Genomic DNA, 13,098 nt, shown 5'->3' with positions numbered 1-13,098 from the left:
ACCTCGGAGGCGGACGTGGGGCGCGCGCGGCTCCCCGCTCCCCGACGCCGGGAAGCGGGGAAGGAGCGGACGGCCCGCAGCCCGCCCGGCGGCGGAGGACCGCCCCGAGGCCGGCGGCCGGCCGCCCGTTCCGGTCAGTTCTCGAAGCGCTTGCCGACCTTGTCGACGCTCTCTTTCGTCACGAGCTGGGCGCGCGTGTCGAGGTTGGCGGCCGAGATGCCGCGGTCGATGGTCAGGTAGAGCTGCATGACGGGCCAGAAGCCCTGCAGGAACGGCTGCTGGCCGAGCGAACCGGTGAGCGCGCCGGTGCGGATGTGCTCCTGCTGCTTCGGGCCGAGGTCGAAGCCGAAGGCGCAGATCTTGCCCTGCTGGCCCATCTGGCTGATCGCATCGCCGAGCGCCGGGGTGACGAAGCCGTTCGCCGCGAAGGCGCCGACCACGTCCTTGCGGCTCTCGATCAGGGTACGGACGGAGCCGACGATGTTGTTGGCGTCGACGTCGATGCCGATGTTCTGCGGGCCCGCGTCGATCTTGAAGTCCTTGAGCTTGCCGGCCGTGTTGAGCGTCCTGACGGTCGCCTCGAAGGCGGCCTTGATGCGGTTGTTGACCTCCACGTTGCCGAGCGTGGTGGTGTTCGGGAAGACGATCGAGCCGCCCTTGACGTTGTTCTTGATCAGGCAGTTGGCGAGCGCCTCGCCGCCGATCCCCGCCGCGGAGGCGTCCTGGCCGGTGTGCGAGATGCCCGAGCGGTTGAGGATCTTGCCGTCGAACGAGTTCGTCGTCGCGATCGGAATGCCCTTCTCGGTGAGCTTGCGGACGAAGTCGTCGTAGGCGCCCGACTGCGGCGTGGTCATGATGACGCCGTCGATGGTCGGGTCGTTGATGATCTGGTTGATGATCTGGATCTGGCGCGGAATGTCGTCGACCGGCGCCTCGGAGCCGAGCATGACGAGGTTGATCCCGAACGCGTCGGCCGCCACCTTGGCGCCCACGTAGGTCGGGTCGAAGAAGCCGTTGCCGGCCGTGTGGGTGATGATCGCGAAGGTGAGCTTGCCGTCCTTCGAGTTGAAGTTCTTGGTGTTCGGACCCTCCTTGGCGGCCTCCTCGAAGGTGTAGCCGCCGACGGCCTTGCTGAGCACGCCCTGCTGGGCGAAGGCCGGAGCCGAGACGAATGCGACGCCCGCGACCAGGGCGGCCGCGCCGACGATGGACTTCATGGTGTTTCCTCCCAGAAACGTTGTCCGCCGGACCGCCTCCCAACGGCCGGACGGCCCGGCTCGACGGCCGGACCGGCAGACTGTGGCCGGCTCCGCGGATCCGGTCAACGGCAATTGTACGAGTAATCACGCACGTCAGGCGGGTGAAAGGTTCAGGCCGGCCAACGCGTCCAGTCGGCCATCTGGTTGCGGAACCAGGTCTCCTGCCGCTTGGCGTATTGCCGCGTCTCGGCCTGCCCCTGCCGGATCGCCGCCTCGAGGTCGATCTCGCCCCGGGCCGCCGCGGCGAGCGGCCGGAGCCCGATCGCCCGCGACGCGGGGAGCGCGGGGTCGAGCCCGAGCGCATCGAACCGCTCGGCCTCCGCGAGCGCCCCGGCCTCGACCATCTGCCGGAACCGCCGGTCGATGCGGGCATGCAGCGCCGCCCGGGGCACAGCGAGCACGATCCGCTCCACGTCGGGCCCGGACAGGAGCGGCGGAAGCCCCGGCTCGCGCGCGAAATCCCCGAGCGTCCGTCCCGTCGCCTCGACGATCTCCAGCGCCCGCACGATCCGCTGCCCGTCGCCGGGCTCCAGCCGGGCGGCCGCGGCCGGGTCCCGCTCCGCGAGCACCCGGTGCAGCGCCGGCGCCCCCTCCGCCGCGAGCCGCCCGCGCCAGGCGCTGCGAACCTCGTCCGGAATGGAAGGAACGGCCGACAGGCCTTGGAGGAGACTCCGCAAATAGAGCCCCGTCCCGCCCGTCAGGACGGGCACCAGCCCGGCGGCGTCGAGCGCCTCCAGTTCCCGCGCGACGTCCGCCCGCCAGGCCGCCACCGAGTAGGCGGTCGCCGCCGGGACGTGCCCGTAGAGCCGGTGTGGGATTTGCGCGGTCTCGCCCGGCCCCGGCCGGGCCGTCAGGATCTCGAGCTCCCGGTAGACTTGCATGGAGTCCGCGTTGACGACCGCCCCGCCGAGCTCTCCGGCGAGCCGCAGCGCCAGCGCCGACTTGCCGCTCGCGGTCGCGCCTGCGATAAGCACCGCGCGCGGACGCCCCTCGATCCTCGTCATCGCCACCCGCTTCGCCGGCCCATGGCGCCGGTCGACCGCCGCACCACCGCCCTCACGCCCCTTTTTCCGGACCATGACGCACGTTGCAACCCTGATCTCGACCGAAGCGCAGCGCGCCGTCACCCCCGACGCGGTGGCGGCCGTCCGCGCCGCCCTCGCCGGCGCCGCGCCGGGCGAGCCCGTGGTCCTCGATCCCGAGGTCGCCGTCGACCTGCCGCTCGCCCCCGCCCCGGAGGCCGACCCGCGCGCCCTCGCCGAGGCGGCGCGCGCCGCGTTGGCGGACCGTCCCGTTGACGTGGTGGTCCAGCCGCTCGCCCACCGCCGCAAGCGGCTTTTCCTCGCCGACATGGATTCCACCATGATCGGCCAGGAATGCATCGACGAGCTCGCCGCCGAGGTCGGGCTGAAGGACCGGATCGCCGCCATCACGGAGCGGGCGATGCGCGGCGAGATCGCCTTCGAGCCCGCGCTGCGCGAGCGCGTCGGCCTCCTCGCGGGCCTCGACGCCGCCGTCATCGACCGCCTGATCGCCGAGCGCATCACGCTGACCCCGGGCGGCCGCACCCTGGTCATGACCATGCGGGCCGCCGGCGCCTACACGGCCCTGGTCTCCGGCGGCTTCACGGTCTTCACCGGCCCCGTCGCGGCGATGATCGGCTTCGACGAGAACCGCGCCAACATCCTCCTGGCCGAGGGCGGCCGCCTGCTCGGCCGCGTCGAGGAACCGATCCTCGGCGCCGACGCCAAGCTCGCCACGCTGCGCGAACTCGCCGCCGCCCGCGCGATCCCGCCGGCCGAAACCCTGGCGGTCGGCGACGGCGCCAACGACCTGCCCATGCTCGAGGCCGCCGGCCTCGGCGTCGCCTACCGCGCCAAGCCGAAGGTCGCCGCCCGCGCCGCCGCCCGCATCGAGCACGCCGACCTCACGGCGCTGCTGTACCTGCAGGGCTACCGCAGGGAGGATTTCGCCGGGCCGTGAAGTCGGGACGCCCCCAAAGGACGCGTTACTGATGCTCCGGGCCCGATCGAGCGTCGAAGCACGAAGACCGGTCTTCGCCGGAATTCCCGGCCTGAGCTTCGCAGAGGTCGAGCCTCCGGATGGCGGCACCCCGCCGTCCCGCACGAGCGCACTCGCCGAACGCACCGCCGTGCCGTAACGGGAAAGCCTCCCCACGCGTGTCACCCCGGCCATCGCGCCGGGGCCCATTGGCCATCCCCCGCGGCACGGACAACCCGAGAGGCGCATCGGCCTGCTGGCTGGAAGGCCAATGGATCCCGGCGCGATGGCCGGGATGACACCTGAGGGAAGGTCCGGGCAGGAAGGAGGTGTGGTCCTGCGCGGAACCGACGACTCCGTGACGAGGGGACCGGGTCGTGGACATCAGGGCAAGTTCCGCCTGCGCGAACTACGGGGTCCACCCTCTCGACCGGTGCGCCGCTCGCCCCATGCCGCAAACGAAACGGGGGCGGCGGGGCCCCCGTGCCGGACATTCGAACGGCCGCCTCACTCCACCGAAACGGCCACGTAGCGCATCTCGCCGTCGGGATTGGAGAGCAGGAACAGGGCCCGCTTGCGGCCGTCCTTCTTCAGCGCCTCGATGCGCTTGACCACGTCCTCGGCGGACTTCACCTCCTCCTGGCCGACCTCCAGGATGACGTCACCGGCGACGATCCGCTTCTCGCCCGCCGCGCTGTTCGCCTCAACGTCGGTGACGACCACGCCCTTGGTGACCTTGTCGCCGAGCTTGAACTTCTCCTTGGTGGTCGGATCGAGGTCGGCGAGGCTGAGGCCGAGCGCCTTGGTGATGACCGGCTGGGCCTGCGGCTGGCTGCCGCGCGTCGTCGCCTTCTCCTTTTCGGCGAGCTTCTCGCCCTCCTCCAGACGGCCGAGCTTGACCTTGATGGTCTCCTCCTTGCCCTTCCGGAGCACGACGACGTCGACCTCCTTGGTGATCGGCGAGTCGGCCACCATGCGGGGCAACTCGCGGACGCCCGGCACCACCTTGCCGTCGAAGCGCAGGATCACGTCGCCCGCCTGGATGCCGGCCGAGTCGGCCGGCCCCTTCTCGGTCACGCCGGCCACCAGCGCGCCCTTCGGCTCCTTGAGGCCCAGGCTCTCGGCGATGTCGTCCGTCACCCCCTGGATGCGCACGCCGAGCCAGCCGCGCCGCGTCTCGCCGAAGTTGCGGATCTGGTCGACGACCGCGTTGGCCGTGTTGGCAGGAATCGCGAAGCCGATGCCGATCGAGCCGCCGGTCGGCGAGATGATGGCCGTGTTGATGCCGACCACGTCGCCGTCCATGTTGAACAGCGGCCCGCCCGAATTGCCGCGGTTGATCGCCGCGTCGGTCTGGATAAAGTTGTCGTAGGGCCCGGAATTGATGTCGCGGTTGCGCGCCGAGATGATCCCGACCGTCACCGTGCCGCCGAGCCCGAACGGGTTGCCGATCGCCATCACCCAGTCGCCCACGCGCGACCGGTCCGAATCGGCGAACTTGACCGCCTTCAGCGGCTTGGCCGGCTTGACGCGCAGCACCGCGAGGTCGGTCTTCTGGTCCTTGCCGATCAGCTCGGCCTTGAGCTTGGTGCCGTCGTTGAAGTTGGCGGTGATCTCGTCGGCGCCGTCGATCACGTGGTTGTTGGTGATGATGATGCCTTCGGCGTCGATCACGAAGCCGGACCCGAGCGACTGCACGCGCCGCTGTTCCTGCGGCTTGTTCTTCGGCTGCTTGTTGAAGAACTCGTCGAAGAACTCCTGGAAGGGCGACCCTTCCGGAGCCCGCGGGGTCGGTCCCGCCGGCGGCACGATCCGCTCGGCCTGCGCCTTCTGCGACGTGGAGATGTTGACGACCGCGTCCTGCAGGGCTTCGGCGAGGTCCGCGATCGAATCGGGGCCCTTGAACGGCGCGGCACCGGCCGGTGCGAGGCCGAGCGTCAGCCCGAGCGCCGCCGCGGCGAGCACCCGGCCGAGAGCGTTCCGACGATGAGTTCCGTTCAGCATGGCGATCGCCCGTTCTCCTGATGGCCGCACGCCCGCCAGGGCGGGTCCGGCACCTCTCGTCGCTCCGTCCCGGGTGGGTTCGTGTCCGAGCCCCATCCGAACGGGACGCCCGCGTTCCACGTTCCCCAGCGGCCCGCGCGACGGTCCCCCGAGCATCAAAGCCCAAATGAGGCGGAAAAGCGACCTCCCCCGCCCGAGGCGAGTCGGCGCGCTCCCTGGCCCTGCCCGATCATACGACGCTGCCGAAGCCGCGGACCAGCGCCACGATCAAAACCCCGAGAGCCAGCGCGGCCACGCCCATCAGCCGGAAGCCCTGGTCGGAGAGGTCGAGCGCGCGCCGCATCATGGCCTTCGCGCCCCCGGGAAAGAGCGCGTAGAGGGTGCCCTCGATGGCGAGGCCGAGGCCGAGCGCGAGAAGGAAGAGGCTCATGGGTTCGTCCCGGCAGGCGCCGGCCCGGGGGCCGGCCGGCTGGCGTCACGCGAAACGGCCCCGTCGGGTGTCCGGCGGGGCCGAGGAGCCTACTGGGCCGGCGGCGAGGACGGGGCCGGCTGGGCAGGCGGGGTCGGGGCCGGCGGCAGGGCCGGCGTCGCCCGCGCCTGCGGGGGACGGCCCTGCGGGTCCGCGAAGTAGCGGAAGAAGTCGGAGCTCGGCGAGATCAGGAGCCGCGTATCCTGCGCCTTCAGCCCCGCCTCGTAGGCCTGCATCGAGCGGTAGAAGGCGAAGAATTCCGGGTCCTTGCCGAAGGCCTCGGCGAAGACGCGGTTGCGCTGCGCGTCGCCCTCGCCGCGCAGGCGGTCGGCGTCGCGCCGCGCCTCCGCGATGATGATCTCCTTCTCGGCATCGGACTTGGAGCGGATGCGCTGGCTTTCCTCGGCGCCGCGGGCGCGCAGCTCGGCCGCCTCCCGCTGCCGTTCCGTCTGCATGCGCTGGAAGATCGCCTGGCTGTTCTGCTGCGGCAGGTCGGCCCGGCGGATGCGCACGTCGATGATGTCGATCCCGATGGTCTTGGCCTGCTGGTCGACCGCCGTCTTAATCTTCTCCATCAGCTCGGCGCGATGGTCGCGGACCACGCCCGCGAAGGTGGCGTCGGCCACGTAGGCGCGCAGCGCCGAGGACGTGAAGGTGTTCAGGCGCTGATTGCCGCCCGAAACCGTCCGGACCGCCTGGAAGAACTTCACTGGATCGCTGATCCGATACCGCGCGAAGGCGTCGACGATCAGCCGCTTCTGGTCGGCCGCGATCACCTCCTGGCTCTCCAGGTCGAGGTCCAGGATGCGCCGGTCCAGATACTCCACGTTCTGGATGAACGGCACCTTGAAATAGAGCCCCGACTGAACGATCGCCCGGCGCACCTGGCCGAACTGCAGGACGAGCGCCTGCGCGGTCGGGCCGACCACGAAGGCGGAGGCGTAGACCAGCACGGCGGCGAGGACGAGGACGGCGGCGACGATGCCCATGAAACCGGTCTTCATGGCTGGCCCCCCGTGCGCGGCGCGCCCGGCCCGGCCGGCTGCCTCGGTTGCGTAAGGCGGTCGAGCGGCAGGTAGGGCACCACGCCCTGGCCGCCGGCCGCGTTCTGGTCGATGATCACCTTGTCCATGCCGCCGAAAACCCGCTCCATGGTCTCCAGATAGAGCCGTTCCCGCGTGATGTCGGGCGCCTTGGAGTATTCCTCGTAGATCTTGGAGAAGCGGTCCGCCTGGCCGCGGGCCTCCTCGACCGCCTGCCGCTGGTAGGCGGTGGCGGCGTTGATGATCTGCGCCGCCTGGCCGCGCGCTTCCGGCACGATCCGGTTGGCGTAGGCCTGCGCCTCGTTCTGCAAGCGCTCCGCGTCGATGCGCGCGGCCTGCACGTCCCGGAAGGCGTCGATGACCTGCTGCGGCGGGTCGACCTTCTGCATCTGGACGAGGCGCACCTCGATCCCGGACTTGTAGTCGTCGAGCGCCTTCTGCATGAGCTCGCGCACCGCGATCTCGATCCGGCGCCGGTCCTCGGTGAGGATGAGGGAGATGTTCGTCCGCCCGATCGCCTCGCGCATGGCGCTCTCGGAAACCGCCTTCACGGTCGCCTCGGGCATCTGGATGTTGAACAGGAAGGCGCCCGCGTCCTTGACGGCCCACTGAACCTTGAAGTCGACGTCGACCAGGTTCTCGTCGCCCGTCAGCATCAGGCTCTCCTCCGGCACGTCGCGCGTCTGGATGCCGCGCCCGGTGTCGGTCTCGCGCATGCCGATCGTCATCTCGCGCACCGTGAGGACCTGCGGCGTATAGACCTGCCCGATCGGATAGGGCCAGTTGTAGTTGAGGCCCGGCTGCGTGCGGGCGTGTTCCTGCCCGAGCACCAGCTCGACGCCGATCTCGTCGGACTCCACCCGGTAGAAGCCGGTCACCAGCCAGAGCGCCAGCGCCGCCGCGGCCGCGAGGCCGAGGCCCTTCACGCCGAACCCGTCTCCACCCGGCAGGATCGTCTTCAGCCGGTCCTGGCTCCGGCGCAGGATCTCCTCGAGATCGGGGGGCTGGCCGCCGCCGCCCGACGGCCCGCGCGGCGGGGAGCCCCAGGGCCCTCCTCCGCCGCCGCCCCGCCAGCCGCCGCCGCCGCTCTGGTTACTCCAAGGCATGTCCTGTCCTTAGTGCTGGTCGCTACGGGTGGGAAGAACCGCTGCGGGATGCCGCGGTCCGCCGGAAGGTCTCGACGGCCACGGGCCGTCGCGAGGAAAGTGCCTCGCGGGTTATAGGGGCGAGCGCCGCCGCTTTCAACGAAGCGCCTGCCCCGCTCGAGCCTCATCCGACGGAACGGTAAGTGGGACGCCACCAGCAAGCTGTCAATCTCGTCAGCTTGCCGCCGATGACCTTTCGTAGGTGACGAAGGAGAAGCCGGCCTCGTCCTTCGGGCCGCGCGAGCCCGCCTCGCGCGCCGTCTCGCGCCAGACCGTCGGATCGAGGGGGGGAAACGTCACCGTCCCGTCCGGCGCCAGGTCGACCTCGGTCAGGACGACCCTGTCGGCGAGCGGCAAGGCCTCCGCGTAGATCTGGCCGCCGCCCGTCACCATGACCTGCCCGACCCCGTCCCGCCGAGCCACCGCCCGGGCCCGGTCGAGCGCCTCTGCGAGCGACCCGGCCACCACGACCCCCTCGGGCGCATAGCCCGGGTCCCGGGTCACCACGATGTTGGTCCGCCCGTCGAGCGGCCGGCCGATCGATTCGAACGTCTTGCGCCCCATCACCACCGGCCGACCCATCGTGGTGGCGCGGAAGTGCCGGAGATCCGAGGGCAGCCGCCAGGGCATGCCGTTCTCGCGCCCGATGACGCCGTTCCGGGCCACCGCCACCACGATCACGATCTCGGGGTCGTCCCTCACCGCATCCCCTCCGGCGCCCCGAGCCGGGCCAGCGCGTCGCCGGCCACCTGGTACATGGTCCATTCGTCCTTGGCCACGGCGCCAAGCGATCGGTAGAAGCGGATCGACGGCTCGTTCCAGTCGAGCACCGACCATTCGAACCGGCCGAGCCCCTCCGCCACGCAGCGCCGGGCCAGATGCACCAGAAGGGCCTTGCCGATCCCCTTCCCGCGCAGCGCCGGCTCGACGAACAGGTCCTCCAGGTAGATCCCGTGGCGGCCGCGGAAGGTGGAGTAGTTGTAGAACCAGAGCGCGAAGCCGGCCGGCGCGCCGTCCCAGAAGGCGAGGTCGCAGAAGACGCGCGGGGCCTCCCCGAAGAGCGCCGCCGCGATCCCCTCCCGCGTCGCCTCCACCTCGTGCGCCAGCCGCTCGTAGTCCGCGAGCTTCATCACGAACGCGAAAACCAGCGCGGCATCGGCCGGCTCGGCGGGGCGGATGGAGAGGGACATGGTGTTACTCGGAGAGTGGAGGCAGAAGGGCTACGACCGGATCGCCCGCCGGCGCAAGATCAGACCGCGACGGCGGCCGCGATATGCGGATGCGGGTCGTACCCTTCGAGGCGGAAGCTCTCGTACGAGAAGTCAAACAAGGACTTCACCGCCGGGTCGAGGCGCATCGTCGGCAAGGGCCGGGGGCTGCGGGCGAGTTGCAGGCGGGCCTGGTCGAGGTGGTTGAGGTAGAGGTGGGCGTCGCCGAGGGTGTGGACGAACTCGCCCGGTTTGAGGCCCGTCACCTGCGCCATCATCAGGGTCAGGAGCGCGTAGCTGGCGATGTTGAAGGGGACGCCGAGGAAGACGTCGGCCGATCGCTGGTAGAGCTGGCAGGAGAGCCGGCCCTCCGCCACGTAGAACTGGAACAGCGCATGACAGGGCGGCAGCTTCATCTTGGGGATGTCGGCCGGGTTCCAGGCGGTGACCATCAGGCGGCGGGAGTCGGGATTACGCCGGATCTCCTGCTCCACCCAGGCGATCTGGTCGATGGTGCCGCCGTCCGGCGTCGGCCAGGAGCGCCACTGGTGTCCGTAGACGGGCCCCAGGTCCCCGTTCGCGTCGGCCCATTCGTCCCAGATCGTCACGCCGCGCTCGTTGAGCCAGCGCACGTTGGTCTCGCCGCGCAGGAACCACAGGAGCTCGTACACGATCGACTTCAGGTGCAGCTTCTTGGTCGTCACGAGCGGGAAGCCCGCGGCCAGGTCGAACCGCATCTGGTGGCCGAACACGGAGCGGGTGCCGGTCCCCGTCCGGTCGTGCTTCGTCGCCCCGGTTTCGAGGATGCGCCGCATCAGGTCGTGGTACTGCTGCATGGCCCGGTCCGCCCGCCCGGCCGCCCCGGGCGGCTCACCCTAGACCGGACCGGATCCGGCCGCACGTGTCGGGCGCGAACCACAGCGTTTCCAGGGACTTGCCCTGTGAATCCTCAGGCCGCCGCGAGCGCCTCCGTCTCGAAGCTCTGCCGGATGTGATTCGCCAGCGCCTCCACGGCCGCCCCGGAGGCGAGCGGCGAGGTGCGGATCTGGATCTCGTAGTAGCCGATCGAGGGCAGCGCCCGGTCGTCGACGGGCATCAGGTCGCCGTCGAGCACGCTCTTGGGCAGCGGCGCGACCGCGAGGTCGGCGAGCACCGCCGCGACCTGCCCCACGTAATGCGCGCTCGAATAGGCGATGCGATACGGGATGCCGGCCTTGTCGAGCTTCTCGGTCGCCATCGCGCGCCAGCAGCAGGTCCGCCCGGAGGCGGCGATCGGCAGCGGCCGCCGCGTGTGCGCCTGGCCGTGGCGCAGGCCCGCCCACACGAGCCGCTCGCGATGCACGATGTCGCCCGTGTTGGGCGCCCCGCAGGTCGCCCCGACGCTCATCAGGCCGACGTCGATCTCGCCCTCGTCCACCATGGCGACCAGCTCGCTGGATGGTTTGCAGGTGACGTCCACCTGCACCAGGGGGTGGGTCGCGGCGAAGCGCGAGAGGATGCGCGGCAGGAAGCCGGTCGCGTAGTCGTCCGGGGTTCCGAGGCGCACCACGCCCTCGGTCTTCTGGCAACGGAAGCGCGACAGGGCCTCGTCGTTGAGCTGCAGCATGCGCCGGGCGAAGCCCAGGAGCTCCTCGCCGTCGGTGGTCAGCGCCACCCCGCGCCCGTCCTTGGCGAAGATCGGCTTGCCGACGATGTCCTCGAGCTTCTTCATCTGCATGGAGACCGCCGACGGGGTGCGGAACACCGCCTTGGCGGCGCGGTTGAAGCTCCCCGTGGACACGATCGCCACCAGCGTGCGCAGGAGATCGATCTCCAGCACCGGGCCGGCCGAGAAGCCCGGTCCGCCCCCGAGCCGCGTTGCGACCTCCAACTCGTCCATCAGCGCCATGGTAGCCCTCCGGCGTTCGATCAGTTTCGCTGAACCGATCCATTACTCCTTTTCGTTTGATTGATCAATCCGGGGGCGTATCTTGGGCAATGTCGGAGAGGGACGCCCCCCTCCGTCCTTCGAGAAGCACCGCAAACGAGCCCGCGAACCGATTCGGACGGAACGGTTTTCGGCAACGGAGGACTCATGCCATGCGCGATGCAGCCAGAATGATCGCCGCCCAGCAGGACGGCTATGCCCCGAGCCTCGCCGAGCGCGTGGCCGACCTCGTCCGCGACCTCGCTGTCGGGATTCGGGCACGCATCCGCGGCCGGCGCACCTGGATGGTGCTCGCCGACCTCGACGACCACCTCCTCCAGGACATCGGCCTGACCCGCGCCGACCTCGAGGCGGAGACCCGCCGAGACACCCTGGCGGGGACCGACGTCCGGCTCGCCGAACTCGTCCGCCGCCGCCGCGAAGAGCGGTGGCTCTGATGAACTTGCGAAAGAACACGGGGCGGGGGCCTTTCCCCGCGCGCTCCGCCCCCCTATATTCGGCCTGTCGCCGCAAGGCGACTATGGCGATAAACGGGCGTCGTAATAAGCCTATCGGACCCGGGGGCAGTACCCGGCGCCTCCACCCGAGCCCACGGGCCGCGACGAGCGGCCGGCGGGCTCCGGCGGGGGCGAACTAGGATCGACGAGGGCCTAAAAGTCGTCTTTTTGCCCGGCATGATACCGCCGTTATCGGGTCACTTTATAGTTGCCAACGACAACTATGCTCCGGTTGCGGTTGCCGCGTAAGCGGTAACTAATCCGGGTTCAAGTCCTGACGGTTAGCCCCGGCAGGCGGGGTTCGGAGGTACCTGGCAACAGAAACCTCCACTTCATTCCGCCGGCCCGGCCGCCCTCGGCAGAGCCGGCCTTTTCCGTGAGTCGAAGACTGCGCATGGCCTCAGACGCTCCCCAGGATCTCATCCGCTACGACGTTCTGGTGCAGGAGGCGCTGCGCGGCGTCGTCAAGAAGGTGCTCCAGGAGGTGGTCAAGACCGGCCTGCCCGGGCAGCACCACTTCTACGTCTCCTTCGACACCCGACACCCCGGCGTCAGGCTGTCGACCCGGATGCGCCAGCGCTATCCGGAGGAGATGACGATCGTCCTCCAGCACCAGTTCTGGGATCTGGTCGTCACCGACTACGCCCTCGAGGTCGGCCTGTCCTTCGGCGGCATCCCGGAACGACTGCTCGTCCCCTTCACGGCCGTGAAGGGCTTCTTCGACCCCTCCGTCCAGTTCGGCCTGCAGTTCGACGTCGGCGAGGCGGCGAACGACGAGGACGACGAGGACGAGGAGGAGACCGCCGAGGCGGCCCCCGAACCGGCCAAGCCGGCGGCGCTGGTGCGTCCCGACCAGTCCGAGCCCGGCCGCAAGACGCCGGCTCCCAAGTCGGCCCCGAAGCCCGCCCCGGCCCCGAAACCGGCGCCTGCCGAGGCCGCCGCCGAGCCGCCGGCTGCCGACGCGGCCGAGCCGGCCAAGGTCATCTCCATGGACAGCTTCCGCAAGAAGACCTGAGGAGCGCCGCCGCATGGGCGAGGTCGTCGGTCTCGGCAAGGCGCGCAAGGCGCGCGACAAGGCGGCCCGCGCCGCCGAGGCCGCGGAGAATCGCGTCCGCTTCGGCCGCACGCGCGCCGAGAAGGAGAAGGCCCGCGCCGAGGCCGAGGCCGCCCTCCGCCGGATCGAGGCCCACCGCCGGGACGGCGGCCCGGCCGGCTCGTGAGCGGTTCCGCCTCGCAATCGACCGCCCGGCGCAACGCGGCATCGTCCGCGACGGGCCTGCCGGCGGAAGGCCGCCCGATCCTCGCGGGCCCGACGTGATCAAGCGCTCCCTGACCATTGCCGGCCACCGCACCAGCCTCGCCCTGGAGGCCGAGTTCTGGCAGGGGCTCGAGGAGATCGCCGCCGCCCGCGGCCTCACCCTCCCCCGCCTCGTCGCCGAGATCGACCGCGACCGCGCCGCCGAGGCCCGCGAAGCCCAGAACCTCGCCTCCGCCATCCGCCTCGCCGTCCTCGCCCACTACAAGGCCGGCCGGGGCTGACATACG

15 protein-coding genes and 1 other RNA gene are annotated in these 13,098 nt (G+C 70.6%); 6 read left to right on the top strand and 10 right to left on the bottom strand.

What is annotated here, in order from left to right:
- Nucleotides 1–134: 134 nt before the first annotated feature.
- Both WBG79_RS25250 and miaA read right to left on the bottom strand, forming a co-directional pair.
- A complete protein-coding gene (locus WBG79_RS25250) occupies nucleotides 135–1,217 on the bottom strand; it encodes a substrate-binding domain-containing protein (RefSeq protein WP_337360011.1) in 1,083 nt (360 codons plus the stop codon).
- A gap of 152 nt (nucleotides 1,218–1,369) precedes the next feature.
- The gene (gene miaA / locus WBG79_RS25245) at nucleotides 1,370–2,263 is read right to left on the bottom strand and encodes a tRNA (adenosine(37)-N6)-dimethylallyltransferase MiaA (RefSeq protein ID WP_337360010.1); all 894 of its coding nucleotides are present in this window, start codon (nucleotides 2,261–2,263) and stop codon (nucleotides 1,370–1,372) included.
- A 73-nt stretch (nucleotides 2,264–2,336) separates the two neighbouring features.
- Between miaA and serB the strand changes: the two genes are divergently transcribed.
- Nucleotides 2,337–3,242 carry a phosphoserine phosphatase SerB gene (serB, locus tag WBG79_RS25240; RefSeq protein ID WP_337360009.1) on the top strand — a complete coding sequence of 302 codons (906 nt, stop codon included), beginning with the start codon at nucleotides 2,337–2,339 and terminating at the stop codon, nucleotides 3,240–3,242.
- A 525-nt stretch (nucleotides 3,243–3,767) separates the two neighbouring features.
- Here the strand turns inward: serB and WBG79_RS25235 are convergent.
- The 8 genes from WBG79_RS25235 to WBG79_RS25200 form a co-directional block, all read right to left on the bottom strand.
- A complete protein-coding gene (locus WBG79_RS25235; RefSeq protein ID WP_337360008.1) occupies nucleotides 3,768–5,264 on the bottom strand; it encodes a DegQ family serine endoprotease in 1,497 nt (498 codons plus the stop codon).
- Nucleotides 5,265–5,493: 229 nt separating this feature from the next.
- Nucleotides 5,494–5,694 carry a DUF2065 domain-containing protein gene (locus WBG79_RS25230; RefSeq protein ID WP_337360007.1) on the bottom strand — a complete coding sequence of 67 codons (201 nt, stop codon included), beginning with the start codon at nucleotides 5,692–5,694 and terminating at the stop codon, nucleotides 5,494–5,496.
- An 89-nt stretch (nucleotides 5,695–5,783) separates the two neighbouring features.
- Nucleotides 5,784–6,737, bottom strand: coding sequence for a protease modulator HflC (hflC, locus tag WBG79_RS25225; RefSeq protein ID WP_337360006.1), 954 nt, complete (start codon nucleotides 6,735–6,737; stop codon nucleotides 5,784–5,786).
- Complete coding sequence (gene hflK, locus WBG79_RS25220; protein WP_337360005.1) at nucleotides 6,734–7,882, bottom strand: FtsH protease activity modulator HflK; 1,149 nt, start codon at nucleotides 7,880–7,882, stop codon at nucleotides 6,734–6,736. The genes hflC and hflK overlap by 4 nt, the downstream gene beginning before the upstream one ends.
- Nucleotides 7,883–8,095: 213 nt before the next feature.
- Nucleotides 8,096–8,623 (bottom strand): dihydrofolate reductase, encoded by a 528-nt coding sequence (locus WBG79_RS25215; RefSeq protein ID WP_337360004.1) that lies wholly within the window; start codon nucleotides 8,621–8,623, stop codon nucleotides 8,096–8,098.
- Nucleotides 8,620–9,111, bottom strand: coding sequence for a GNAT family N-acetyltransferase (locus WBG79_RS25210; RefSeq protein WP_337360003.1), 492 nt, complete (start codon nucleotides 9,109–9,111; stop codon nucleotides 8,620–8,622). The genes WBG79_RS25215 and WBG79_RS25210 overlap by 4 nt, the downstream gene beginning before the upstream one ends.
- Nucleotides 9,112–9,170: 59 nt before the next feature.
- The gene (locus tag WBG79_RS25205) at nucleotides 9,171–9,965 is read right to left on the bottom strand and encodes a thymidylate synthase (RefSeq protein WP_337360002.1); all 795 of its coding nucleotides are present in this window, start codon (nucleotides 9,963–9,965) and stop codon (nucleotides 9,171–9,173) included.
- A gap of 113 nt (nucleotides 9,966–10,078) precedes the next feature.
- Complete coding sequence (locus WBG79_RS25200) at nucleotides 10,079–11,017, bottom strand: LysR substrate-binding domain-containing protein (protein WP_337360001.1); 939 nt, start codon at nucleotides 11,015–11,017, stop codon at nucleotides 10,079–10,081.
- Nucleotides 11,018–11,208: 191 nt separating this feature from the next.
- On the opposite strand from WBG79_RS25200, the gene WBG79_RS25195 reads away from it, so the two are divergent.
- The 5 genes from WBG79_RS25195 to WBG79_RS25175 all read left to right on the top strand — a co-directional run bounded on the left by WBG79_RS25195 (nucleotide 11,209) and on the right by WBG79_RS25175 (nucleotide 13,092).
- Entirely contained in the window at nucleotides 11,209–11,493 is a 285-nt protein-coding gene (locus WBG79_RS25195; RefSeq protein ID WP_337360000.1) for a DUF1127 domain-containing protein, read from the top strand.
- A 27-nt stretch (nucleotides 11,494–11,520) separates the two neighbouring features.
- Nucleotides 11,521–11,885: a transfer-messenger RNA gene (gene ssrA / locus WBG79_RS25190) on the top strand.
- A 62-nt stretch (nucleotides 11,886–11,947) separates the two neighbouring features.
- Nucleotides 11,948–12,568 carry an SspB family protein gene (locus WBG79_RS25185; protein WP_337359999.1) on the top strand — a complete coding sequence of 207 codons (621 nt, stop codon included), beginning with the start codon at nucleotides 11,948–11,950 and terminating at the stop codon, nucleotides 12,566–12,568.
- Nucleotides 12,569–12,581: 13 nt separating this feature from the next.
- Nucleotides 12,582–12,773: a DUF4169 family protein gene (locus WBG79_RS25180; protein ID WP_337359998.1), complete on the top strand. Its 192-nt coding sequence runs from the start codon at nucleotides 12,582–12,584 to the stop codon at nucleotides 12,771–12,773.
- Nucleotides 12,774–12,867: 94 nt separating this feature from the next.
- Nucleotides 12,868–13,092 (top strand): ribbon-helix-helix domain-containing protein, encoded by a 225-nt coding sequence (locus WBG79_RS25175; protein WP_337359997.1) that lies wholly within the window; start codon nucleotides 12,868–12,870, stop codon nucleotides 13,090–13,092.
- Nucleotides 13,093–13,098: the final 6 nt, after the last annotated feature.

The sequence above is a fragment of the Prosthecomicrobium sp. N25 genome (assembly GCF_037203705.1).
Taxonomy (GTDB): domain Bacteria; phylum Pseudomonadota; class Alphaproteobacteria; order Rhizobiales; family Ancalomicrobiaceae; genus Prosthecodimorpha.
Note: the sequence above shows the minus strand (reverse complement) of the source record. Positions and strands in the feature narration are given on the sequence as shown.